The sequence below is a fragment of the Streptomyces sp. NPDC002868 genome (assembly GCF_055563295.1).
On sequence record NZ_JBVHDR010000006.1, the window covers coordinates 122,568 to 144,390 of the forward strand.

At 68.9% G+C, this 21,823-nt stretch carries 24 protein-coding genes and 1 pseudogene; 17 read left to right on the forward strand and 8 right to left on the reverse strand.

Annotation, left to right across the window (positions count from 1 at the left end; translation table 11 throughout):
- Nucleotides 1-71 precede the first annotated feature (71 nt).
- From ACZ3H8_RS19720 to ACZ3H8_RS19735, 4 genes are all read left to right on the forward strand, one after another.
- Nucleotides 72-1,343, forward strand: coding sequence for an aspartate kinase (locus ACZ3H8_RS19720; protein ID WP_356230223.1), 1,272 nt, complete (start codon nucleotides 72-74; stop codon nucleotides 1,341-1,343).
- A complete protein-coding gene (locus ACZ3H8_RS19725) occupies nucleotides 1,340-2,443 on the forward strand; it encodes an aspartate-semialdehyde dehydrogenase (RefSeq protein ID WP_467403493.1) in 1,104 nt (367 codons plus the stop codon). The genes ACZ3H8_RS19720 and ACZ3H8_RS19725 overlap by 4 nt, the downstream gene beginning before the upstream one ends.
- 339 nt (nucleotides 2,444-2,782) lie before the next feature.
- Entirely contained in the window at nucleotides 2,783-3,358 is a 576-nt protein-coding gene (locus ACZ3H8_RS19730) for a SigE family RNA polymerase sigma factor (protein WP_467404074.1), read from the forward strand.
- A 107-nt stretch (nucleotides 3,359-3,465) separates the two neighbouring features.
- Nucleotides 3,466-4,551 (forward strand): hypothetical protein, encoded by a 1,086-nt coding sequence (locus ACZ3H8_RS19735; RefSeq protein WP_467403496.1) that lies wholly within the window; start codon nucleotides 3,466-3,468, stop codon nucleotides 4,549-4,551.
- Nucleotides 4,552-4,605: 54 nt separating this feature from the next.
- Here the strand turns inward: ACZ3H8_RS19735 and ACZ3H8_RS19740 are convergent, their stop codons facing one another.
- On the reverse strand, nucleotides 4,606-5,361 hold the full coding sequence (locus tag ACZ3H8_RS19740; protein WP_467403499.1) for an SURF1 family protein: 756 nt from the start codon (nucleotides 5,359-5,361) through the stop codon (nucleotides 4,606-4,608).
- Nucleotides 5,362-5,796: 435 nt separating this feature from the next.
- Nucleotides 5,797-7,668: a S9 family peptidase gene (locus ACZ3H8_RS19745; protein ID WP_467403501.1), complete on the reverse strand. Its 1,872-nt coding sequence runs from the start codon at nucleotides 7,666-7,668 to the stop codon at nucleotides 5,797-5,799.
- 70 nt (nucleotides 7,669-7,738) lie between these two features.
- Here ACZ3H8_RS19745 and ACZ3H8_RS19750 point away from each other — a divergent pair, with 70 nt between their 5' ends.
- Both ACZ3H8_RS19750 and ACZ3H8_RS19755 read left to right on the forward strand, forming a co-directional pair.
- On the forward strand, nucleotides 7,739-8,563 hold the full coding sequence (locus ACZ3H8_RS19750) for a class I SAM-dependent methyltransferase (RefSeq protein ID WP_467403503.1): 825 nt from the start codon (nucleotides 7,739-7,741) through the stop codon (nucleotides 8,561-8,563).
- 82 nt (nucleotides 8,564-8,645) lie between these two features.
- Nucleotides 8,646-9,020: a nuclear transport factor 2 family protein gene (locus ACZ3H8_RS19755; protein WP_467403505.1), complete on the forward strand. Its 375-nt coding sequence runs from the start codon at nucleotides 8,646-8,648 to the stop codon at nucleotides 9,018-9,020.
- On the opposite strand, the gene ACZ3H8_RS19760 is transcribed toward ACZ3H8_RS19755, so the two are convergent.
- Together ACZ3H8_RS19760 and ACZ3H8_RS19765 are read right to left on the reverse strand one after the other, a co-directional pair.
- Nucleotides 9,014-9,310 (reverse strand): DUF6191 domain-containing protein, encoded by a 297-nt coding sequence (locus ACZ3H8_RS19760; protein WP_467403507.1) that lies wholly within the window; start codon nucleotides 9,308-9,310, stop codon nucleotides 9,014-9,016. The two genes, ACZ3H8_RS19755 and ACZ3H8_RS19760, sit on opposite strands and share 7 nt — an antisense overlap.
- A gap of 81 nt (nucleotides 9,311-9,391) precedes the next feature.
- The gene (locus tag ACZ3H8_RS19765; RefSeq protein WP_398990643.1) at nucleotides 9,392-10,090 is read right to left on the reverse strand and encodes a 4'-phosphopantetheinyl transferase family protein; all 699 of its coding nucleotides are present in this window, start codon (nucleotides 10,088-10,090) and stop codon (nucleotides 9,392-9,394) included.
- Nucleotides 10,091-10,181: 91 nt separating this feature from the next.
- On the opposite strand from ACZ3H8_RS19765, the gene ACZ3H8_RS19770 reads away from it, so the two are divergent.
- Nucleotides 10,182-10,802, forward strand: a complete 621-nt coding sequence (locus tag ACZ3H8_RS19770) for a TetR/AcrR family transcriptional regulator (protein WP_467403510.1) — start codon at nucleotides 10,182-10,184, stop codon at nucleotides 10,800-10,802.
- Between the two features lie 89 nt (nucleotides 10,803-10,891).
- Here the strand turns inward: ACZ3H8_RS19770 and ACZ3H8_RS19775 are convergent, their stop codons facing one another.
- Nucleotides 10,892-11,467 carry a TerD family protein gene (locus tag ACZ3H8_RS19775; protein WP_467403512.1) on the reverse strand — a complete coding sequence of 192 codons (576 nt, stop codon included), beginning with the start codon at nucleotides 11,465-11,467 and terminating at the stop codon, nucleotides 10,892-10,894.
- Between the two features lie 228 nt (nucleotides 11,468-11,695).
- Here ACZ3H8_RS19775 and sigJ point away from each other — a divergent pair, with 228 nt between their 5' ends.
- Nucleotides 11,696-12,580, forward strand: coding sequence for an RNA polymerase sigma factor SigJ (gene sigJ / locus ACZ3H8_RS19780; RefSeq protein ID WP_467403513.1), 885 nt, complete (start codon nucleotides 11,696-11,698; stop codon nucleotides 12,578-12,580).
- A gap of 222 nt (nucleotides 12,581-12,802) precedes the next feature.
- Here sigJ and ACZ3H8_RS19785 read toward each other — a convergent pair whose 3' ends face one another.
- A complete protein-coding gene (locus ACZ3H8_RS19785; protein ID WP_467403514.1) occupies nucleotides 12,803-13,081 on the reverse strand; it encodes a DUF6355 family natural product biosynthesis protein in 279 nt (92 codons plus the stop codon).
- 187 nt (nucleotides 13,082-13,268) lie between these two features.
- Between ACZ3H8_RS19785 and ACZ3H8_RS19790 the strand changes: the two are divergent.
- Nucleotides 13,269-13,475, forward strand: a pseudogene (locus ACZ3H8_RS19790) (LacI family transcriptional regulator); the annotation flags it as partial.
- A 264-nt stretch (nucleotides 13,476-13,739) separates the two neighbouring features.
- On the opposite strand, the gene ACZ3H8_RS19795 reads toward ACZ3H8_RS19790, so the two are convergent.
- Both ACZ3H8_RS19795 and ACZ3H8_RS19800 read right to left on the reverse strand, forming a co-directional pair.
- On the reverse strand, nucleotides 13,740-14,198 hold the full coding sequence (locus ACZ3H8_RS19795; protein WP_467403517.1) for a hypothetical protein: 459 nt from the start codon (nucleotides 14,196-14,198) through the stop codon (nucleotides 13,740-13,742).
- On the reverse strand, nucleotides 14,195-14,641 hold the full coding sequence (locus tag ACZ3H8_RS19800; RefSeq protein WP_467404077.1) for a restriction endonuclease fold toxin-2 domain-containing protein: 447 nt from the start codon (nucleotides 14,639-14,641) through the stop codon (nucleotides 14,195-14,197). The genes ACZ3H8_RS19795 and ACZ3H8_RS19800 overlap by 4 nt, the downstream gene beginning before the upstream one ends.
- Nucleotides 14,642-14,880: 239 nt before the next feature.
- Here ACZ3H8_RS19800 and ACZ3H8_RS19805 point away from each other — a divergent pair, with 239 nt between their 5' ends.
- The 8 genes from ACZ3H8_RS19805 to ACZ3H8_RS19840 all read left to right on the forward strand — a co-directional run bounded on the left by ACZ3H8_RS19805 (nucleotide 14,881) and on the right by ACZ3H8_RS19840 (nucleotide 21,808).
- On the forward strand, nucleotides 14,881-15,648 hold the full coding sequence (locus tag ACZ3H8_RS19805) for a hypothetical protein (protein ID WP_467403519.1): 768 nt from the start codon (nucleotides 14,881-14,883) through the stop codon (nucleotides 15,646-15,648).
- A gap of 80 nt (nucleotides 15,649-15,728) precedes the next feature.
- Entirely contained in the window at nucleotides 15,729-16,298 is a 570-nt protein-coding gene (locus ACZ3H8_RS19810; protein ID WP_467403522.1) for an O-methyltransferase, read from the forward strand.
- Nucleotides 16,299-16,428: 130 nt separating this feature from the next.
- Entirely contained in the window at nucleotides 16,429-17,433 is a 1,005-nt protein-coding gene (locus tag ACZ3H8_RS19815) for a thiamine pyrophosphate-dependent dehydrogenase E1 component subunit alpha (RefSeq protein WP_467403524.1), read from the forward strand.
- A complete protein-coding gene (locus ACZ3H8_RS19820) occupies nucleotides 17,430-18,383 on the forward strand; it encodes an alpha-ketoacid dehydrogenase subunit beta (protein ID WP_467403526.1) in 954 nt (317 codons plus the stop codon). Before ACZ3H8_RS19815 ends, ACZ3H8_RS19820 begins: the two co-directional genes overlap by 4 nt.
- A complete protein-coding gene (locus ACZ3H8_RS19825; RefSeq protein WP_467403528.1) occupies nucleotides 18,380-19,633 on the forward strand; it encodes a pyridoxal phosphate-dependent aminotransferase in 1,254 nt (417 codons plus the stop codon). The genes ACZ3H8_RS19820 and ACZ3H8_RS19825 overlap by 4 nt, the downstream gene beginning before the upstream one ends.
- Entirely contained in the window at nucleotides 19,612-20,814 is a 1,203-nt protein-coding gene (locus ACZ3H8_RS19830) for an aminotransferase class III-fold pyridoxal phosphate-dependent enzyme (RefSeq protein ID WP_467403529.1), read from the forward strand. Before ACZ3H8_RS19825 ends, ACZ3H8_RS19830 begins: the two co-directional genes overlap by 22 nt.
- A gap of 35 nt (nucleotides 20,815-20,849) precedes the next feature.
- Nucleotides 20,850-21,122, forward strand: a complete 273-nt coding sequence (locus tag ACZ3H8_RS19835; protein WP_381951388.1) for a hypothetical protein — start codon at nucleotides 20,850-20,852, stop codon at nucleotides 21,120-21,122.
- Entirely contained in the window at nucleotides 21,119-21,808 is a 690-nt protein-coding gene (locus ACZ3H8_RS19840; protein ID WP_467403533.1) for an RraA family protein, read from the forward strand. The genes ACZ3H8_RS19835 and ACZ3H8_RS19840 overlap by 4 nt, the downstream gene beginning before the upstream one ends.
- The last annotated feature ends 15 nt before the right edge of the window (nucleotides 21,809-21,823 follow it).

The window sequence follows — 21,823 nt, forward strand, 5'->3', positions numbered from 1 at the left end:
GTGCGGCCGCTCGTTAGACTGAGCCGACCGCAGTAATGACTACTGCAGTAAGAACCGAGCGAGGAGCGCACGTGGGCCTTGTCGTGCAGAAGTACGGAGGCTCCTCCGTTGCCGATGCCGAAGGCATCAAGCGCGTCGCCAAGCGAATCGTCGATGCCAAGAAGAACGGCCACCAGGTGGTCGTCGTGGTATCCGCGATGGGCGACACGACGGACGAGCTGATCGATCTCGCCGAGCAGGTATCCCCGATCCCTGCCGGGCGCGAATTCGACATGCTGCTGACCGCGGGAGAGCGGATCTCCATGGCCCTGCTGGCGATGGCGATCAAAAACCTGGGCCACGAGGCCCAGTCGTTCACCGGCAGCCAGGCAGGCGTCATCACCGACTCGGTCCACAACAAAGCGCGCATCATCGATGTGACGCCGGGCCGGATCCGTACGGCGCTGGACGAGGGCAACATCGCCATCGTCGCCGGCTTCCAGGGTGTGTCCCAGGACAAGAAGGACATCACCACCCTCGGCCGCGGCGGCTCCGACACCACCGCCGTCGCCCTCGCCGCCGCGCTGGACGCGGAGGTCTGTGAGATCTACACAGACGTCGACGGCGTCTTCACCGCCGACCCCCGGGTCGTGAAGAAGGCGCAGAAGATCGACTGGATCGCCTTCGAGGACATGCTGGAGCTCGCCGCCTCCGGCTCCAAGGTGCTGCTGCACCGCTGCGTCGAGTACGCACGCCGATACAACATTCCGATCCACGTCCGCTCGTCCTTCTCCGGGCTCCGCGGCACCTGGGTCAGCAACGAGCCGCAAGGGGACCAGCAGATGGAGCACGCGATCATCTCCGGAGTCGCCCACGACGTCTCCGAGGCGAAGGTCACGGTCGTCGGGGTGCCGGACAAGCCGGGCGAGGCCGCGGCCATCTTCCGCACGATCGCGGACGCCGAGATCAACATCGACATGGTCGTGCAGAACGTCTCGGCGGCCACCACCGCCCTGACCGACATCTCCTTCACCCTCCCCAAGACCGACGGCCGCAAGGCCATCGACGCCCTGGAGAAGGCGAAGGCCTCGATCGGCTTCGACTCGCTGCGCTACGACGACCAGATCGGCAAGATCTCGCTCGTCGGCGCGGGTATGAAGACCAACCCTGGCGTCACCGCCTCCTTCTTCGAGGCGCTCTCCGACGCGGGCGTGAACATCGAGCTGATCTCCACCTCGGAGATCCGCATCTCGGTGGTCACCCGCGCCGACGACGTCAACGAGGCGGTACGCGCCGTGCACACCGCCTTCGGCCTGGACAGTGACTCCGACGAGGCGGTCGTCTACGGAGGCACCGGGCGATGACCCGTAAGCCGGCGCTCGCGGTTGTCGGAGCGACCGGAGCCGTCGGAGCGGTGATGCTCCAGATCCTGTCGCAGCACGCGGACGTCTGGGGCGACATACGACTGCTCGCCTCGCCGCGCTTGGCCGGCCGCAAGCTGACCGTGCGCGGCGAGGAGTGCGAAGTCGTCGCGCTGAGCGAAGAGGCCCTGACGGGTGTCGACGTCGCGATGTTCCTCGTACCGGACGAGGTGTCCGCGCAGTGGGCGCCGATCGCCGCGGCCAAGGGCGCGGTGGTTGTGGACAATTCGGCCGCTTTCCGGATGGACCCGGATGTTCCGCTCGTTGTCCCCGAGGCCAATCCCCATGCCGTACGGGTCCGTCCGCGCGGGATCATCGCGAGTCCGCACTGCACGACGCTGGCGATGATTCCGGCGGTGGGGGCGCTGCACGCCGAGTTCGGACTGCGCGAACTGGTCGTCTCGTCCTACCAGGCCGTCAGTGGCGCCGGGCGGGACGCCGTCGCCGCGCTGCGGGCGCAGCTGTCGCTGGTCGCCGGTACGGAACTGGGCGCCGGGCCCGGAGACGTACGCCGTGCCGTGGGCGACGATCTCGGGCCCTTCCACGCGCCGCTGGCGCTCAATGTGGTGCCCTGGTCCGGCACGTTGGAGGACGGCGGCTGGTCCTCCGAGGAACTGGGGCTGCGGGCCGAGACGCGCAAGATCCTGGGTCTGCCGGGGCTGCGGGTGGCGGCGACGTTCGTACGCGTACCGGTGATCACCACGCACTCCCTCGCGGTGCACGCGCGCTTCGAGAGCGAGGTCACGGTGGAGCGGGCGCACGAGATCCTGGCGACCTCGCCCGGGGTGGTGCTCTACGACAATCCGGCGGCGGGCGACTTCCCCACGCCCGCGGATGTGGTGGGGACGGATCCGACATGGGTGGGGCGGGTGCGTCGGGCACCGGACGACCTCTGTGCGCTGGACCTGTTCGTGTGCGGAGACAATCTCCGCAAGGGTGCGGCGCTGAACTCCGCCCAGATCGCGGAGGCGGTCGCGGCCGAAATCGGGCCGGGGCTGGGCTCCGACGGTACTGCGCGACCGGGGCACCGGGGGGCTTTGTAGGATATGTGAACGCCCTGTGAGCAAGTCGAAGGTCTGTACCGCTTGAACTGGGGTGCAAGGATGTTCGAAAATTCGCTTCCCCCTTACTGCAACCGGCAGTTGGGCGGGAAGCGTCTTTGCGGTCGCCCCTTCATGGTGCCGTGAAAAATGGGGCATTGGGGAAGAGCGGGTACGCATGAGGCCATATGGATCACCGCCAAAAACGGTGGCGTACGCGTACAACCCTGACGGGGGGAAGCGTGTCCAACAGGCGTGGCAGAGGTTCTCGACATCACAGGGGTGGTCCCGGTCCGTGGCGCTTCGGTGCGCCCGCTCCGCAGGCCCCGCCCGCCCGGCGGCATGCCGGTGATCGCCCCAATGCCCGCGCCCCGCACCACCCGCGTACCGTCCCCGCGCGAGGGCGCTGACGAAACGATGGCTGCGGGCACCACCGTCGATCACCTCACCGAGACCTACCGCGCCCACTACCGGTCGCTGCTCGGTCTCGCGGCCCTCCTGCTGGACGACACGGCCTCCTGCGAGGACGTCGTCCAGGAGGCGTTCATACGCGTCCACTCCGCGCGCAACCGTGTACGGGACCCCGAGAAGACCCTGGCGTATCTGCGCCAGACCGTGGTCAATCTGTCGAGGTCCGCGCTGCGCCGCCGCATCCTGGGGCTGAAGCTGCTCTCCAAGCCGATGCCGGACATGGCGAGCGCGGAGGAGGGGGCCTACGACCAACTGGAGCGGGACGCGCTGATCAAGGCCATGCGCGGACTGCAGCGCCGCCAGCGCGAGGTGCTGGTCCTGCGGTACTTCGCCGATATGACAGAGGCTCAGGTTGCCGGGACGCTGGGCATTTCCCTGGGTTCGGTGAAGGCGTACGGCTCTCGGGGCATCGCGGCGCTGCGTGTCGCCATGGAGGCCACGGCATGAGCGGGCGCAGGGACAAGTGGCACAGGTTGCACAGGTTGCACGGATTGAACAGGTTTGAGCAGTACGGGCCGGACGGGCCGTTTGACGACCGGACTGGGAACGAAATTGTGAACAACGGGCCGGAAAATGAGCTGGGCGGCCTCGGACAGGTGCCCGGTGAGGGACTTGGCGGGGGCCTTGCCGAGGAGCTTGGCGAAGGGCTTGCCGGGGGGCTTGGCGGGGACGAAGTGGCCCTGCGCCGGATGCTGCAAGGTGCCGTGGAGGACCTCAAGCCTTCCGACGGCGCCCTCGACCATCTGCGAAGGGCGGTCCCCGCGCGGCGCGCCCGTAAGAGGCAGGCGCTCGTCGGCATGGCTGCCGCGGCGCTGCTGATGGGCACCGCGGTCCCCGCCTTCGTCCATGTGGCGAACTCCAGTGGCGGCGACGACGCCCGCCCCGTCAACGCCGGACACGGCGAGCAGGCGCAGGGCGGCACCGGGTCCGAGACGGGTGACCTGGGCGGCGAGTCGGGCTCCGACGGTCTCTCCGCCGGCAGCCAGGGCAACCGGCAGGACCAGGGCGGCGCGACCCGGAGACCGGGGGAGAAGCCCTCCGGCGCCACGGACGGCGCGACGGGCGGCGTGGTCAACCCGCCGGGCACCGTGGCAGTGACCTCGCCGGTCTGCGCCGCCGACCAGCTCGGCGTCACCTCGGCGCAGGCGGCCAAGCCCGACGCCGACGGCAAGGTGTACGGCACCTTCCGCATCGCCAACGTCTCCAAGACCGACTGCGCGGTCAGCGGCGACGGCACGGTCGGCTTCCAGGCGCTGGGCGCGGCCGACGCCGCCAAGATCAGCGTGGTCGAGCACAGCGCGGGCGACCCGGCGACCGGACTGCCCGATCCCTCCCAGGAGGCGGCCACGCTGATGCTGAAGCCCGACACGGCGTACGAGGTGAGGTTCGCCTGGGTCCCGACGGACACCTGCCCGACCACCGGCGCCTCGCCCGACCCGACCCCCTCCGCGAGCGCCGGCACGGGCACGACCGGGGACAACAGCCAGCCCCAGCTCGGCAGCGAGGACGGCGGCGGCACGGCGGACGGCAGTGTCGCGGTGACCCACACGGCTGAGCCGGGCGCGCCGAGCGCGGAGACGACGATCCCCAACGCGTGCTCGGGCACGATCTACCGCACGGGTGTCCTGAACGCACAGTGAGGGGCGCGCTGGCGGGGCTGGGGTGCCGGGGCGGGCCCCGGGGGAGCCCGGCGGCTACACCGGCTCGGGTTCCAACCCCAGTTGCCGGTCCCGCGCCGCCTCCGCCTCGCGTCGCAGCAGCCGGAACCACATGAACAGCACGAAGCCGGCGAAGACGAACCACTCTCCGGTGTAACCCAGGTTCTGGAACGCCTTGAGGTCCAGTCCACTACCCTCGGGCGCGGCTGCGGGCACAGCCTTCAGCCCGCTGTCCGCATCGGCCAGCGTGACCCACGCGTCGTACACATCGTCCGGCACAAGGTTCACCAGCGAGGCCGCGCTGATCATCCCCAGCTGCTCGCCCGGCAGCCCGCCCGCCGTGTGCACCCCGTCCGTGCCCGGGGTCTCGGAGGCCTGCAGCGCCCCGGCCACGGTGACCTGGCCGACGGGCGCGGCCGGGGCCGGCTCGCCCTTGGGCAGCCAGCCGCGGACCACCGGCAGGGTCCGGCCGCTGTCGGTCTTGAGCAGCGTCAGCACATACGAGCCGCGCTCGCCGTCCAACTCCCGGTCCGGGACGATGAATTGCTTGCCGTACCGCCCGGTGGCCATCGCCTGCCGCCCCGACGTCTCCTTGTCGACGGGCAGCAGCTCGTCGAGGGGCGCGGCCTTCTGCTCACCCGGCGCGGGCTGCTGCTTGGCCTCCTCGTGCGTGGCGACGCGGTCCTCGAACTTGCCGAGCTGCCAGGAGCCCATGAAGACGCAGAAGGGGATCGCCAGCACGACGAAGATATTGATTCCCCACCAGCGGGGAGTCAGCAGGAACCGGTACACACCCCCACGGTACGGAACGCGCCCGCGTTCGCTCGGCCCACCCCCCTGCCCGGCACCACCTCCTGGCCCCTGGGCCGGGAACCCGGTCCTGGTTCCGCCTCCCGGTCCTGGCTCCGCTTCCCCGTCCTGGCGCCACCTCCGGGCCCGGGGCGGCCTCGGGCCGCCTCCGGGTCCCGGGCCCACCCCCCCTGCCCGGCACGACCTCCCCGTGCCGGGGCCGGGATCCCCGTCCTGGCGCCGTCTCCCCGTCCTGGCGCCACCTCCGGGCCCGGGGCCGCCTCCGGGTCCAGGGGCGGCCCTTCCGGTCCCGGGGCCGCATCCCGGTCCCGGCGTCGCCTCCCCGACCCGGCGTCACCTCCCTGGGCCAGGGCGCCAGCTCCCCGACCCGGCGCCGCCTCCCTGCCCCGGCGTTGCCGCCTCCTCCGCGCAGTGTCCCTAGCCCAGGTCCGCCCCCTGCCCCAGGTGCTCCGCCGCGAAGGCGATCTCCAGCCGCACCTGCTTGATCCGCTCCTCCACCACTAGCGAGCCGTGCCCCGCGTCGTACCGGTACACCTCGTGCACCGCGCCGCGCGCCGCCAGCCGGTCCACATAGTTCTCGACCTGACGGATCGGGCAGCGCGGGTCGTTGACCCCCGCCGAGATGTAGACCGGGGCCCGCACCGCGTCCACGTACGTCAGCGGCGACGAGGCCTCGAACCGGTCAGGCACCTCCTCCGGGGTGCCGCCCAACAGCGTGCGGTCCATCGCTTTCAGGGCCTCCATCTCGTCGTGGTACGCCGTGACGTAGTCGGCGACCGGAACCGCCGCCAGCCCCAGCGCCCACGCCTCGGGCTGGGTGCCGAGGCCGAGCAGGGTCAGATAACCGCCCCAGGAGCCGCCCGCCAGGATCAGTTTCTCCGGGTCCGCGAGCCCGGAGCCCACGGCCCACTCCCGGACCGCCGCGATGTCCTCCAGCTCGATCAGCCCGACCCGGTGCTTGAGCGCGTCCGTCCACTCCCGTCCGTACCCCGTCGAACCTCGGTAGTTGACCCGCACCACCGCATACCCGTGGTCGACCCATGCCGCCGGGCCCGCCGCGAAGGCGTCGCTGTCGTGCCAGGTCGGGCCGCCGTGGATCTCGAAGACGGTCGGCAGCGGACCCGTCGCACCCGCCGGCTTCTGCACCAGCGCATGGATACGGCCCCCCGGCCCCTCCACCCAGGCGTCCTCCACCGGCACCGACGCCGGCGCCTTCATCCCCGGAGGATCGAGCACCACCCCGCCTGCCGTCGAGCGCACCTGCGGCGGCAGCGCGGCCGAGGACCACAGGTACTCCACGTCCCCGTTCGGCCGGGCCGTCGCGCCCGAGACCGAACCGGCCGGTGTCTCTATCCGCACCAGCGCACGCGTCGCCAGGTCGTACCGCCACAGCTCGCCGCGCGCCTCGAAGCTGTGCGCGACCAGCAGGCCGGAGCCGTCCGGATACCACTCGGCGTTCACATCGCCCGGCAGGTCGATCGCGAGATCGGTCTCCTCACCCGACGCAATGTCCCAGATCATCGGCTCCCAGCGGCCGCGTCGCTGATGCCCGATCAGCAGCCGGGTGTCGCCGTCCACCGGAGCGAAGCCGAGGACCTCCAGCCCCAGTTCCTCTGTGCCCCCCTTCGTATCGTCCAGCTCGGCCACCGCCGAACCTGCCCCACAGTCTTCGGCGTGGGAGGTGCCCCCAACGCGCACCACCCGCAGCGCCGAGTGCATTGCGTCGCCGTGCTCGGTGTGCTCGATCGCGATCAGCGTCCCGTCGTGCGACAGGTCGCCGACCCCGGCCGATTGCCGGTGCCGGTATATCTCGACCGGCTCCGCACCGGTCTTTACGACATGGATCGTCGTGCCGCCCTCGTCGGTCGACCGGCCGACCACCGAGGTGCCGTCCCGGCCGATCGCCAGCCCCGCCGGGTACGAAGGCTCAAGTCCGGGCGCCGCGGGCTCGTCCTCCCCGCCGCCGAAGGGCTGCCGCATCCACACCCCGAACTCGTCCCCGTCGCTGTCCGAGAACCACCAGATCGACGAGCCGTCGGGCGAGAGCACCCCGTCCGTCGTGCCGTTCGGCCGGTCCGTCGCCTGCCGCTGCTCGCCGGTCGCCCGGTCCCAGGCATACAGCTCATACGTCCCGGTGGCATTCGACACGAAGAGCGAGCGGTGCGGCGCGTCCTCCGCCCAGTCGGGCAGGGAGACGCGCGGCGCACGGAAGCGCTTCTCCCAGTCCGCCATGCCGGGCAGCTCGGGCGTGCCGGGCAGCTCCGGCGTGGAGTCAGTGATCTCAGTCATGACCCCATTCTGCGCCGGACCCCCGACAATCCGTTCGCGCCGTCCGCAGCCTGTGGATAACTTCGTCTGCATGTACTCTCCGACCCCCGCGGACTGGCGCGAGGCCAACCGCTCCCGCTGGGACGAACGCGTTCCGATACATGTGGCGAGCGACTATTACGACCTGGATGCCTTCCGCTCGGGCAAGGACGTCCTGCGCGATTTCGAGGTCGCCGAGGTCGGTGACGTCACCGGCCGTACGCTTCTCCACCTTCAGTGCCACATCGGCCTCGACACCTTGTGCTGGGCCCGGCGTGGCGCCGCGCACGTCGTGGGCCTGGACTTCTCGGAGCCGGCCGTCGAGACGGCCCGCGGTCTGGCCGCGGACCTCGGACTCGGCCCGGACCGCGCCGCGTTCGTCGCCGCCGACGTCTACGACGCCGCCGAAGCCGTCCCCGACTCGTCGTACGACATCGTCTACACCGGTGTCGGCGCGCTGAACTGGCTGCCGGACATCACCCGCTGGGCCGAGACCGCCGCGTCCCTCGTCGCCCCCGGCGGTTTCCTCTATCTCGCCGAGTTCCATCCGCTCACCGACGTCTTGGACGCGACGGGCTCGCGGATCGTCAACGACTACTTCGCGCGCGACGCCTGGATCGACCAGACGCCCGGCACATACGCCGACTTCGACGCCGCGACCGTCCACAACCGCAGCGTCCAATGGCAGCACCCGATCGGCGAGGTCGTCTCGGCTCTGATCGCCGCGGGCCTGCGCCTGGACTTCCTGCACGAGCACGACATCTCGCTGTTCGAACGCTTCAGCCCGCTCACACGCCACGACGACGGCTACTACCGCTTCCCGGCCGACCGCCCGCGGATCCCGCTGATGTACTCGTTGCGCGCCTCGAAGGCCTGAGCGTCGAAGGGCCTGAGCATCGAAAGGCCTGATCAGCGCCGGTGCAGGGCCGATTGTCAGTGGCGCATTGCACACTTGCCGTATGACCGAACTGCGCAAGACAGTTGAGAGCTACTGGTCGGCTGCGGAGGCACGCGACTGGGCCGCGTTCGCGTCCACGCTCGGCGAGGACGTGCTCTATGACCTGCCGCAGACCCGCGAGCGGATTCACGGCAGGGAGAAGTACGTCCAGTTCAACCGGGAGTATCCCGGCGACTGGCACATACGCGTCCAGCGCGTCGTCGCCGACGGCGACCAGGTCGTGACCTGGGTACACGCCGTCGTGGGGCTGGAGGAGATGTACGCGATCACCTTCTTCACCGGCGACGAGGAGGGCCGGATCACCGCGATCACGGACTTCTGGCCCGAGGCGTACGAACCACCGCCGGGCCGCGAGCACTTGGTCGCGCGCTACTGAGACGAGGACGGCAGCCGGATCACCGCGGTGCCACTCCTGAGGTCGACCGTGGAGCGGTGCGGCGGCGCGCCGTCCTCCTCGTCGTCCCGCATCACCAGCGAGCTCTGTCGTTCCTTGAGCTCGTTCTGTTTGCCCTGCGAGAACGTGGCGTGCAGCTGCTCGAACCCGGTCGCGGACACCTGCCCCTGCCGCCGCCCGCGGCCCGTCGCACGCAGCAGTTGGTCACCGAAGGCTATGACGACGAGCAGGATCACCAGCCCTGGGAGGGTCATGAATACGACGAACTCCATACCCCCAGTCTCCAGGACGGCCCGGACGAACGGGCAGAGTTTGGAGTGGGCCAAGGTCGAGGCCTACGAAAACGTGCCCGGCTAGTACGACGTCGCGCCGGGCCCGGTGAGGCGTACGGCGATGGCTGCCGTATAGCCGGGGTCTGTGGGCAGGTCGGCCAGCAACCAGTCCGAGTTCGCGGCCGGTTGGGGCCCGGCCCCCACATAGGTGAGGGACAGGTCCTCGCTCAGACCGACACCGGTCGCCTTCAACAGGGCTTCCTTACGCGTCCAGCAGCGGGTGAACGCGGCGGGGAGTTGCGCCGCCGGCAGCGCCGCCAGTTCCGTACGCTCCCGCGGGTGCAGCTGGGAGGCGACGTCCGCGACCGTGTCGGGGTCGGGGACGCCCTCGACGTCGATACCGACCGGCGCCCCGGCCAGGGCGATCATCACCAGGCCGCTGGTGTGCGACAGCGAGAAGTGCACGGCGTTGCCGGGTACGACGGGCCGCCCGTGCGGGCCGCCACAGTGGGCGCAGGGTTCGCGCGACAGCGTGACCGCTTCCGGGGCCTGCCCGAGCCGCTCGCCGAGCAGTCGGCGCAGCGCCACATGCGCCACGGCGTAGGCGTCCCGGTCAGCGTCCCGGAGGAAGGCGTCAAGGCGCGCGGACTCCTCGGCGTCGAGGAGGTGCCGGTGGGCGGCGGCGTCCGGGGCGTGGTCGGCGACCCGCCCGGACCACAGCAGCTCCACGCCGGGCAGGGCCGCCGCGGCGTCACGGTCGGTGGGTGTGTCAGTCGGCATGCTGTCCATGATCGGTGATCGTTCGCAGCTGTGGAGGCGAGGTCGAGAGGAGAGCATCTAACGGACCCGAGGTTCCGTTAACGTGCCAACCATGACTTCCGAGAATACGGACCCGGGCACCCCCGGCACCGTACGCCCCGGCGGCCGCACCGCCCGCGTCCGGGCGTCCGTCCTGCAGGCCGCGGGCGACGCCCTGGTCGAGCACGGCTTCCACCGGCTCGACCTCGCGGATGTGGCCCGCCGCGCGGAGGTGGGCAAGACGACCCTCTACCGTCGCTGGGGTAGCACCACCGGCCTGATCGCGGATCTGCTGGCGGTCATGGCCGAACAGACCCAGCCGCCTACGGACACCGGTTCCCTGACCGAGGACCTCAAGGCCAACGCCCGCCTTGTGACCCGTACCCTCACCGACCCCCGCCAGGGCCCGCTCTTCAAGGCTGTCATCGCCGCGGCCGGCTGCGACGAGCGCACCGCGCAAGCCCTGCACCGCTTCTACGCGACCCGGATCAAGGAGTGGGCCCCGTGCGTCGACGCGGCCGTCGCCCGCGGCGAACTCCCCGCGGGCACGGACGCCGAGGAAGTGATCCGCGCGGTCTCGGCTCCGCTCTACTTCCGCCTCCTGGCCAGCGGCGACCCGCTCGACGACGTTGCCGCGGACCGGGCTGCCGCAGCGGCCGAATCCGCCGCCCGTGCGGGGGCGTACGTGAGCTGAAACGCGCCAAGGGTCTGACCCCCACCGAGGATCAGACCCTTGAACAGCCGGACGAGCCGCACGAGCCGGACGGAACGGCTATCGGCGGATCAGATGTTGACGCCGAAGTCCTGCGCGATGCCGCGCAGCCCCGAGGCGTAGCCCTGGCCGACCGCGCGGAACTTCCACTCCGCGCCGCTGCGGTAGAGCTCGCCGAAGACCATCGCGGTCTCGGTCGAGGCGTCCTCGCTCAGGTCGTAGCGCGCGAGCTCGGCGCCGCCGGCCTGGTTGACGACGCGGATGAACGCGTTACGCACCTGGCCGAAGGACTGCTGACGGCTCTCGCCCTCGTGGATCGAGACCGGGAACACGATCTTGTCGACCTCGGCCAGCACGCCGGCGAGGTTGACCTTGATCTGCTCGTCGTCGCCCTCGCCCTCACCCGTGAGGTTGTCACCGGTGTGCTCGACGGAACCGTCCGGGCTCTTGAGATTGTTGAAGAACACGAAGTGCTGGTCGGACACGACCTTGCCGTTGGCGTCGACCAGCAGCGCGCTGGCGTCGAGGTCGAAGTCGGTCCCGGTGGTGCTGCGTACATCCCAGCCCAGGCCCACGATGACCGCGGTCAGGCCCGGGGCCTCCTTGGTGAGCGAGACATTGCCGCCCTTGGAAAGGCTGACACCCATGGAAATCCCCTGCGCAATCCGGCGCGGGCCGCGCCTCTTGACGATTCCTTTGCCCACGAGGGCAACGAGCGGCCGCAGGCCCAGGTTCCCGTCATCCCCCGTATGCCGACCTCATCCGTCCCACCCGCACCTTCCCGTCTTATCCGCACCTCATCGCTTCATCTCGTCACATCGGCTCGGTCTCGTCCGTCATTGCTATGACGGACTATGACGAGGGGAACGTGACCGATGGACGAGAACGACTGGCTGGCGGAACGATTCGAGGTCAATCGCGCCGACCTGCGGGCGGTGGCGTACCGGATGCTGGGCTCGCTGAGCGAGGCGGACGACGCTGTCCAGGAGGCGTGGCTGCGGCTGAGCCGTTCCGACACCAGCGACGTGAACAACCTGAGCGCATGGCTGACGACGGTCGTCGGGCGTGTGTGCCTGGACATGCTGCGCTCGCGAAGGTCACGGCGCGAGGATCCCCTTGACGTGTACGTGCCCGACCCCGTCGTGAGCCGCGCCGACGGAATCGAGCCCGAGCAGGAAGCGCTGCTGGCGGACTCGGTCGGCCTCGCACTGCTCGTCGTACTCGACACGCTCGCCCCCGCCGAACGGCTCGCCTTCGTACTCCACGACATGTTCGCCGTGCCCTTCGACGACATCGCCGCGATCGTGGACCGCACCCCGACGGCGGCCAGGCAACTCGCGAGCCGGGCCCGCCGCCGGGTCCAGGGATCGGCCCCGGTCCCCGAGGCCGACCTCTCCCGCCAGCGCGAGGTCGTCGACGCCTTCCTCGCCGCCTCGCGCGGCGGCGACTTCGACGCCCTGGTGGCCGTCCTCGACCCGGACGTCCTGCTTCGCGCGGACTACGGCACTCTGCCGCTGGGCGTGTCGAAGCGGGTCCGCGGTGCGCAGGCGGTGGCCTCGCAGGCCCTGCTCTTCTCCAGGTTCGCCCCCTTCGCGAAGCCGGCCCTGGTGAACGGCGTCGCGGGACTCGTCACGGCTCCCGACGGACAGCCGCTCTCGGTCATGGCCTTCACGGTCACGGACGGAAGGATCGTAGAAATCGACATCCTTGCCGACCCCGAGCGCCTGCGCCGGCTCGACCTGGCGTTCCTCGACGACTGACGGGCCCAAGGCGAACTCGCGGTGGGCAGCAAGGTCCCCCCGTTCAGGTCCGCGGGGAACGCCAAAGGCCACCGACTCAGGTGAGTCGGTGGCCTTTGATGAGCGTCGGGTGGCGGGAGTCGGGTCTGCGTCGCCTCCCGCTTCGCCGACGGCTGCAACATCATGGGGGTGTTGCAGCCGTCTGTGACCGGAGCAGCCAGTTGGGACGCCTGTAATCAGTGGTCAGCAAGTGCGCCCGACGTACGCCGCGCCGTCGATTTGGCCAGCCGATCCCAGCCAGGTGATGCCAGGGCCCACGCACCGCTCGTAGTTGGGACCCCATACCTCCACTTCGATGATCACGCGCGAGCCGTCGCTCGTGCAGTGGTTGTAGTACGCGTCACTGGAGGTCTCGTAGAACCCGCAGGGGTCGGCGGCCGCTGACGGCGCGGCGGCTGTGGACAGTCCGAGGACGAGGGTTACGGCACCGAGGACGGCCGGCAGGGAACGGCGAATGCTCATGGGGCAACTCCTTCTTGAGGGCGCGATGCCCGAGCACTGGATGAGTTGTGCACACGTAGAGCGTTCCATTCCTTACTCTTGGTAGTAGTTGATCTAGCTCGTACGAATGAAGGACTTCACCAGATCGGGTGCGAATGCGCCTGAACTGCAACAATGCCCGTCTGGGCAGAGGCGATAGCGACCAAGCCTGGGCACGGAGAAGGTCCTCATGGACGAGCGGATGGGCCACATCGACGGCTCAGTCTCCGCGCGCTACGCCCACGTGACCCCGGGCATGCGGAAGTGGCTGCTGTTGGGCCTGACCGAGCAGTGGGAGACGGCTCTCGACGCCCGCCGCGCCATGAGCCCGAGTTCCCCGGTCGCAGCTCTCGACCGGCTCCTGCGTAACAGGTGACCCGGCAGGGTCGTCCGAGACGGATGGCCAGCGCCTCATCCTCGAGGGGCTGCCGACCCGCAGCGACACTCATCAAGCACCTGCCTGTAGTCCCACCGCGTGCCGCGAACTGATCGAACTGGGATCAGGACTCCGAGTGGATCGCGGCCCTGGGGTGTTCGAAGGGGTCTCCGTCCGCGCTGTTCAGCAGATCACGGCGATGCCCGTTGCGGTCTGGCGCAACCGAAGTGCCGGGGCACTGGTTTGCTTTTGTCCTTGCTGTCGTCACGAACGGTCGGTCGAGTCGATGTGCTGCTGGAGCGTCTGAGCGATCTCATCGACGCTTCCGCACGCGGGGAGAACCCAATAGGCGTCGTCGCCGTTGTTCAGCGCCAATTCGCTGGTGAAATTGACCAGGTCGGGAGAGCGGACGAACGAGTCGCGCAACCAGGCAGCGAATCTTGCGGCCTCGGCTGCCGATGCCTGTATCACCATGACCGCCCCGATTTCGGGGTAGGGGGTGGTGGCCAGCCCTTCCAGCCACACTCCGTCGCCCAGTGGCACTTCGAAGGACAAGGCGTCGGCCGAGCGTGGGCCGAGATCTCCGCCCAGGGAGGTGGATGCTCCAGGGAAGGCTTCGACGATCTCGGCTGCGAGGTCGTCGAGCTGCAGATGCCAGACCGCGGCGTCGTCGACCGGCGGAGCGAAGCTGAACGTTGTCCTGAGCGCGTCTGGGTCCGTCATCGTGTCTCCGTACTTCTACGGCACGTAGCGTGCGGTGCCCTGTTACGCCGCTCATGGCCATCATGCTCTGCCAATAGGGAGCGGATCGGCCTGTCGTTCGTGATGATCTCGAAGCCGCGTATTTCGTCACTGCGTGGATCGGAGAGCGCTGCGCGGTATTGCGCCATTTCGTTCCCGTCCTTCACATACATGCCGTCGCGGTGAGGGTCGAACTTTACTTTTCCGTTCTCGTCGATCTTGGGCGGGGTGCCGAGGGTCTTGTCGACCTGGTCCGGGTCCCGAAAGGTCTTTTTGCAGTCGGGTTCAGGCACGTGCTTCGCCTCGATCGCGTAGCCATCCATGGGGCGCATGCCGTCGACCATGAGGCCCCTGCCGCTCGCGCCGGTTGCCGCGGCGGGCAGTGGCACTTCACGTTCCGGGTAGCCGGCTACGCGCGAGTTGATGTATGGCCCGGATGCCGGGTTTCAGTGCACATCGATCGCGCCGTGCGTCGTGAGTGTCCGCCCTGTACCAAAGGTCGATTGACCGGCGGGTTGGCCACCGGAAGGATCGGCCGGGCGGGTACGGGCAGTGGACGCGCACAGCTCTTCCATCCACCGCGGGCGCGCGGGACGGGTGACGGGCGGTACGGAAGGAGGGGGCTGTTGCGATGTCGATCCAACTGATGAGTGAAGCGGGTGCGGTGGACGGCCCCAACGAAGACTTCGTGGCCGCGGAAGGCGCGACGGTCGTGGTACTCGACGGTGTCAGCACTGTTCCCGGGCATGGGTCCGGGTGCCACCACGGCACGGCATGGTTCGCGGGTGAACTTGCGGCCCGCGTACTGGAGAACGCCCAGGCGCCTGAGGGTGGTCTCGATGACGTGCTGTACCGGGCCCTGGCCGACGTCGTGGGGTTGCACGGTGGTGAGTGCGATCTCTCGCTGCCCGACCCGCCGGCCGCGGCCCTGGCCATCGTGCGGGAGCGCCAAGGGAGCATGGAGTACCTGGTCTTGTGCGACTGCACGATCGTGGTGGACGTCGCCGGGACCGTACAGCGGATCACCGACGACCGGCTGTCCGGGCTCGACCTTCCGGAGCGTAGGGCGGTGCTGGAGGATCCGACGCTCGCCGCGTATGCGGCGTTGCTCGAGGCCAAGAGGCGCCGACGCAACTCGCCGGGCGGTTATTGGGTGGCGGCAAGTGAACCGGCGGCAGCCTGGGCGGCGGTGAAGGGGAGCTTTCCGGTGGATGACGTCCGTCGCATCGCGCTGATGACAGATGGGGTGTCCTGTGCCGTCGACCGCTACCGGCTCATGGACTGGGCGCAGCTGCTCGACGCTCTGGAGGATGAACCCACCGGTCTGCTACGGCGGATCCGGGAGGTGGAGCAGAGGGCGTCCGGCCGCGTTCGGAATAATCTGACCAAGCTTCACGATGACGCAACGGCGGCGTATTGGCGCATTGTTTGATATTGCTTCTGTTGGTTTGCCTTGTGGGTGCCACGGGTCGTGGCCTGCATGTAGGTACGGGATTTGGGAATTGGATTGCGATGAGTGACGTTCCTGGGCTTGTTCTTGAGACTCTGAAGTCCGCGAAGGCGCGGGGCTTCAAGCTGTCTTGCGAGGAAATGGTGGGCAGGCTCCTTGCCGCTCTCGCGAGTGCTGTTCCTCCTGGCGGGCGTGTTCTCGAGCTCGGCACCGGCGTCGGCGTGGGCGCGGCCTGGCTGGTCTCAGGGCTCGAGCACCGAAGCGACGTGACGGTTCTTACGCTTGAGCGAGATCCGGAACTTGCCGCTGCAGCCAGGGAGTTCGCGTGGCCCGAGTGGGTCGAGGTGCGGGTTGCCGACGTGGAGAAGGAGCTTCCGGAGCTGGGGCGTTTTGACTTGATCTTCGCCGACGCCGAAGGCGGAAAGTGGTCCGGACTCGACCTGACCGTATCGGCGTTGCAGCCCTCGGGAATGCTGGTCGTTGACGACATGGACCTGTCCCGGTACCAATCCACCAAGCATCGTGAATCGGTGACCCGCGTACGCGACACGATTCTCTCCGATCCGCGTCTCGTGGCAGTGGATCTCCCCGTGAGCAGCGGGATCATGGTGGCCGCCAAGCGTCGCGACTGAGGCGCGGTGACGGGTCCTCATCGCTGTCGATGAATTCCATGGATGACCTGGGAATGCCGCCCGTTTTCTTCCACGGCGTCTTTCGAATTGCCGTACGCGATTCTTCTTTCCTCACTCCAGGAGACGACTGATGAGTGATACCGGGCTGGCGGATGTCCCAGCCAAGGACGTGAGCTCCTCTCAGGACCTGCTGTCCTGCTACGAGACGATGAGCCTCATCCGCGCGTACGAACACCGCATGATGGAACTGCGGACGGCGCGCGAGGTGGTTGGGCCGGTCCATCCGTATGTCGGTCAGGAGGCCATCGCCGTTGGAGTGTGCGATGCGCTGAAGCCGCGGGATCAGTTGGTGAGCCACTACCGCGGACACGGGCACGCACTGGCCCGGGGCACCTCACCGGTTGCTTTGACCGCCGAACTGTTCGGCAGGAGCACGGGGTTGTGCGGCGGCAAGGCGGCGGCACTCATATCCGACCCAGGCAACAACATCTTGGTCTCCAGCGGCCTGGTAGGTGCGGGCATTCCGATTGCGGCCGGCGCGGCAATGACGGAGCAGGTCCGCGGCACCGGCGGGGTGGCCGTCGTCTTCTTCGGCGACGGAGCACTGGGCAGCGGGGTGGTCCACGAGACCCTCAACATCGCCGTGGTGCAGCGCCTCCCGCTGGTCATGGTGTGCGAGCACAACGGCTACCAAGGCGGCACGCGTACCGAGGAGGTGTATCCGGACACCTCGCTGCTCAGGGTGGCTCAAGGGCACAGGATGCGCGCCGTCTCGGTCGACGGGAACGAGGTGACGGCCGTATATCGCACAGCATGTGACGCGGTGTCGGCGGCACGGGCCGGAGCGGGACCGTCCTTCATCGAGGCCCGTACGTACCTGACGGAGTTCCACCTCCAGTTCGACAAGCCGTCGACGGAGAAGCGCCCGGAGGACGAGCTGCTTCACTGGCGGGCGCGCGACCCGCTGACCCTGCTGGCCCGGCGGCTTCTGGACGACGGTGTTGCGCAGGAGGAGCTGGACCGTGCCCAGGCGCGGTCACGGGCTGTCGTCACGGATGCTGTGGACCGTGCCCGGATCGCGCCGTGGCCCGAGCGGCGCCAGGTCTTCACCCACATCTGGCCGGAGGCGTCGTGAACGAGTTGGCCGTGCTCGACCTCGTACTGGAAGAAGAACTTCGCCGGGACGAGCGGATCGTCCTCCTCGCAACCAGTACGCCGGCCTCCTGGCAGCGGGAGTTCGGCCCTGAGCGCATCCGCACGTGTCCCATATCCGAGCAGGCCATGACCGGCATGGCGGTCGGGGCCGCGATGACCGGACTGCGGCCCATCGTCGACCTCAACCGCGCGTCCTTCGCCTTCCTCGTCATGGACCAGCTGGTCAACCACGCCGCCAGGCTGCACTACATGTCCGACGGCGGTTACCAAGTGCCCATGGTCGTCACCTCGGCCACCCGCGGCCGTCAGCAGCTCGGTCCGCAGAACGAGCAATGCCCGTATGGGGTGTTCATGCAGCTTCCGGGGTTCCGGGTGGTGGTGCCGGGGTCGGCGGAGGACGCATGCGGTCTGCTGCGCACAGCCGTCCGGGACGCCGGCCCGACGCTGTTCTTCGTCGCGCCGGAGTTGGCGCGTGGTGTGCGACTGGCGGCTGCCCTGGCCACCGAGCCGATCCCCTTCGGCCAGGCCGCGACCCTGAGCTCCGGATCGGACGTGACCCTGCTGGCCATCGGCGGAGCCGTGAAGGTCGGAGCGGAAGCGGCGGCGCTGCTCGCCTCGCAGGGGGTGTCCTGCGATCTGATCGACCCCAGAACCCTCGTTCCACTGGATGTCGACACGATCGCACAGTCCGTGCGTCGCACCGGACGCCTGGTATTCGTCGACGACGGGCCCCGGTCGGGTGCACCCGCCCAGATCCTCTCCGCGCTCCACGACGTCGAGGGTTTGGCCGCGCGGCTGGGCGGCAGGGTCGAGTTCGTGTGCTGCCCTGACGTGCCGGTGCCGTCGACCCCCGCCCTGGAGCAGCACACTTGGCCGCTCGAGCAGGACGTGGCGGACGCCGCGCTGAGGCTGCTGAAGGCCGACCGGTGAGTCTTGGGGAAGCGGCCTCGACTGCTGCTCGGACCACTCCCGCGACCGCAGCCGTGGTCGTGGACACCCGGTCGCGGTCGGCGCCGGTGCACCGCCTGGAACGAGGCTCGGCGTTCGCCCTGCGGGCCGAAGCCGCGCGCCTCGAGGCGGCGGGCCAGGACGTCTTGCACCTGGAGCTGGGCGAGCCGGACTGGCGGCCACCGCCCGCCGTGCTCGACGCGCTCCCGGCCGCCCTCGCCGATGGTGGCCGGCGGTACACGGAGGCGGCCGGAGAGCTTGACGTGCGGCTCCAAGTTGCTGCCAGCTACTCGGAGTTGATGGAGGCGCGGGTCGACCCGGGGCGCGTCGTGCTGGTGCCGGGCAGCAACATGGTGCTCTACCTCACGCTGCTGGCCGTTGCGGGGCACGGGGACGAGGTGCTGCTGCCGGATCCGGGATTTCCGCCGTATGCGGAACTGGTCCGGCTCGCGGGCGCGGTTCCCGTGCCCTATCCGCTGCGTGGTGAAGCGGGTTTCCTGCCCGATGCCGACGAGATCGGCTCCTTGGTGACCCGGCGCACCCGACTGATCATCGTCAACTCGCCGAACAATCCCACGGGTTCGGTGATCCCCGCTGAACAGATCGAGAAGATCATGGAGGTCGTCGACGACTCGGGACTGTACGTGGTCTTCGACGAGGCCTACCGGGAGTTCAAACCCGGCGGAGGTCGGCCGTCCCTGTACGGGGACCTTGCGGAGCACCCGCGGACGATCTTCATGGAGTCCCTGTCCAAGAGTCACTCCATGTGCGGCTGGCGGGCCGGAATCGCCATCACCGCGCCGGAGCTGGCCAAGGATCTGGCGGACCTTATGGTGAACACCACCTGCTGCATGCCGGCCGTGGTCCAAAGGATCATCCCAGCCGCCCTGAACAGCCGGGAGTGGGTCACCGAGCGAGTGGTCGAAGCGGCCCGGCGCAGACACCTCGTGCACGGCGAACTCGTCACCATGCCCGGTATTCGGTCGGCAGCGGTGGGCGAAGGGCTCTACCTGTTCCCTGACATCACGGGAACGGGACTGTCGGACCGGGAGTTCTCCCGCCGCCTGCTGAACGAGACAGGGGTGTCGGTAGTGCCGGGCAGCGTCTATGGCCGACAAGGCGCCGGACATGTCCGTATCGCCTGCACGCAGTCGATCGAGCGGCTGACCGAAGCGATGAGACGTATGCGAGTCTTCTTGGAAGGAATGGCATGGCGACACGCGATCCCCTAGGCAGTCGGCGTCTCAGCAGTCTGGACGAGAGCGGGGCGTTGGGTGAGCCGCACGTGCTTGTCGACGCCGACAATGCCACCCTCGTACTCCGCGACACCGACGGCCGGGAGCGCACGTGCTCCGATTTCATGTCGGCCTACGCCTCCGTCAACTTCGGGCACCGTAACCCGGACGTGGAAGAGGCTCTCTCCCGAGGGTCGGACGTCGCGGCCCTCTTCTACCCGGAAGAGGCCGAGCTGCTCTCCCGGCGGCTGTGCGCCGCGGTCGGCGGCGGCGCGCGGAGAGTTCTGTACCAGGTGGGCGGCAGTTTTGCGGTGTCCACTGCCTTCGCGCTGGCCCGCAGGCGCAGGCCGGGGCGCATCCTGGCCATCGAAGGGGCGTTTCACGGACTCGGCCTGGACGCGCTGGCCGCGACGACCGTACAGCGCGACATCGCGCTGCAGGACAGCGGACTGCCCGCGCTGCTGTCCGCGCAGATCGACCACCTGCCCGTGGGCTCCTTCCCGGAGACCTGGCAGGACATCTCGGCGGTCATCTACGAACCGGTCCAGGGCGCGAACGGCTATGTGCCGCTCGATACCGACTGGCTCGCAGAGCTGGAGGGAAGGGCTCGGAAGAACGGCGTGCTCACCATCTCCGACGAGATCCAGTGCGGATTCCACCGACATGGCTCGCTGAGTCCGTCACGGGCGTGGGGGCTCGCGCCGGACATCGTCCTGTTCGGGAAGTCCCTGACCAACGGGACGTATCCGCTCTCCGCCGTCGTCTACCAGGCCGAACTGGAGCGTTCCGTCGCCGGGCGGGTTCACCTCGCGCACACCTTCCAGACGGCGACTCTCGGATTCCGCGCCGGACTTCGGGTCTTCGGCTACCTGGACAGCAATCCGGTGGCCGGCATGGGCGAGCGCATCGCGGAGCTCTTCCGCGGCCGAGCCGAGAAGTGGTCGGCCGATGGTCTGGTGCGCGACCTTCACGTCACGGGCCCGGCCCTGTCGTTCGAGCCGACGAAGGTGGCCGGCCGCGAGGCGGTGCAGACGGCTTTCGACCACGGAGTGCTGATGCTGTCGGGGGGCGCCCGAGGTCAGCGGATTCGGATAGCTCCCCCTTTGACCACGCCACCGGAACAGATCACCGAAGGACTTGACGTAGTGGGCGGGGCGCTGGCCGGCAGCCGGGCTTGACCTGTCCCACCGCACGGGAGAACTCAGGAGGATCCATGGAAACCGCGAAATTCTACGATGAGCTACGGGGATTCCTGCAGTCGATGCAACCGGACCAGGAGGGCCAACGGGCCGTGCTGGAGGGACTCGGGCACGATGACAATCTCTTCGATCTCGGTCTGGTCACCTCGTTCTCGGTGATCCGCATGATCGTCTTCATCGAGTCACTGACGGGCTGCTCCCTCGACCTGTCCGAGCACGACATCGAGAACTTCTACACCATGCGTGGCCTGTGGGATCTCGTCCAGGCCGAGGGGGCCGCCCGATGACAACCGCGTCCTCGAAATACAGCGAAGAACAGATCGCCGCCTTCCGGCGTCGCTTCGCCGAAGTGTCGTGCGCTCAACTCGCCGACAGCGCAGCTGAGTTCACCAACCCGCTCGCACTGCCTCTGGTGCCGCGCAACGGCCGGCCCCGGGTATGCGGACCAGTCTTCCCCGTCACGACGTCGGACGACATGCTGCCTTGCCTCCAGGCGCTGGCCGCGGCCCCTCCGGGCTGGGTGATCTTCATCCACAACGAGATCAGCCCGTCCGAAGGGCTGGCGGGTGACATCTACGTCGCCTCCGCCGAAGTGCAGCGCCTGGGCGGGATCGTGGTGAACGGGGCGGTACGAGACCTGGAGGCCCTCGCCGACATCCCCGTGCCGGTCTTCTCCACGGAGGTGAACTTCGTATCGGCGCGGACCACCGCCGTACTGGCAGAGGCGGTCCCCGACACGGTGGATGTGGCGGGATGCCGATTGGCCCCCGGGGACTGGATCTTCGGCGACGAGGACGGGTTCCTGCTCCTGCCGGAGAGCCACGTGTCGGCCGTTCTCGCCGCGGGCGGGGTACTGCGCGAGCGTGAGGACCGGCTGCGCCGGACGATGCGAGAGCAGCAGCGGACACTGGCCGATCTGACGGGCCTCGACGAGTTCATCGCGGGCTCCGGCCCGCTCAAGTTCAACCCCTAGCCAAGGAGGCCGCAC

Coding starts and splice junctions, on each gene's coding strand:
- sigJ (WP_467403513.1), top strand. CDS start 11,696: ATGGACGAGAACGACTGGCTGGCGGAACGATTCGAGGTCAATCGCGCC.
- ACZ3H8_RS19770 (WP_467403510.1), top strand. CDS start 10,182: ATGACTTCCGAGAATACGGACCCGGGCACCCCCGGCACCGTACGCCCC.
- ACZ3H8_RS19840 (WP_467403533.1), top strand. CDS start 21,119: ATGACAACCGCGTCCTCGAAATACAGCGAAGAACAGATCGCCGCCTTC.
- ACZ3H8_RS19755 (WP_467403505.1), top strand. CDS start 8,646: ATGACCGAACTGCGCAAGACAGTTGAGAGCTACTGGTCGGCTGCGGAG.
- ACZ3H8_RS19765 (WP_398990643.1), bottom strand. CDS start 10,090: ATGCCGACTGACACACCCACCGACCGTGACGCCGCGGCGGCCCTGCCC.
- ACZ3H8_RS19815 (WP_467403524.1), top strand. CDS start 16,429: ATGAGTGATACCGGGCTGGCGGATGTCCCAGCCAAGGACGTGAGCTCC.
- ACZ3H8_RS19760 (WP_467403507.1), bottom strand. CDS start 9,310: ATGGAGTTCGTCGTATTCATGACCCTCCCAGGGCTGGTGATCCTGCTC.
- ACZ3H8_RS19795 (WP_467403517.1), bottom strand. CDS start 14,198: ATGACGGACCCAGACGCGCTCAGGACAACGTTCAGCTTCGCTCCGCCG.
- ACZ3H8_RS19745 (WP_467403501.1), bottom strand. CDS start 7,668: ATGACTGAGATCACTGACTCCACGCCGGAGCTGCCCGGCACGCCCGAG.
- ACZ3H8_RS19785 (WP_467403514.1), bottom strand. CDS start 13,081: ATGAGCATTCGCCGTTCCCTGCCGGCCGTCCTCGGTGCCGTAACCCTC.
- ACZ3H8_RS19830 (WP_467403529.1), top strand. CDS start 19,612: ATGGCGACACGCGATCCCCTAGGCAGTCGGCGTCTCAGCAGTCTGGAC.
- ACZ3H8_RS19730 (WP_467404074.1), top strand. CDS start 2,783: ATGCCGGTGATCGCCCCAATGCCCGCGCCCCGCACCACCCGCGTACCG.
- ACZ3H8_RS19775 (WP_467403512.1), bottom strand. CDS start 11,467: ATGGGTGTCAGCCTTTCCAAGGGCGGCAATGTCTCGCTCACCAAGGAG.
- ACZ3H8_RS19835 (WP_381951388.1), top strand. CDS start 20,850: ATGGAAACCGCGAAATTCTACGATGAGCTACGGGGATTCCTGCAGTCG.
- ACZ3H8_RS19750 (WP_467403503.1), top strand. CDS start 7,739: ATGTACTCTCCGACCCCCGCGGACTGGCGCGAGGCCAACCGCTCCCGC.
- ACZ3H8_RS19725 (WP_467403493.1), top strand. CDS start 1,340: ATGACCCGTAAGCCGGCGCTCGCGGTTGTCGGAGCGACCGGAGCCGTC.
- ACZ3H8_RS19810 (WP_467403522.1), top strand. CDS start 15,729: ATGAGTGACGTTCCTGGGCTTGTTCTTGAGACTCTGAAGTCCGCGAAG.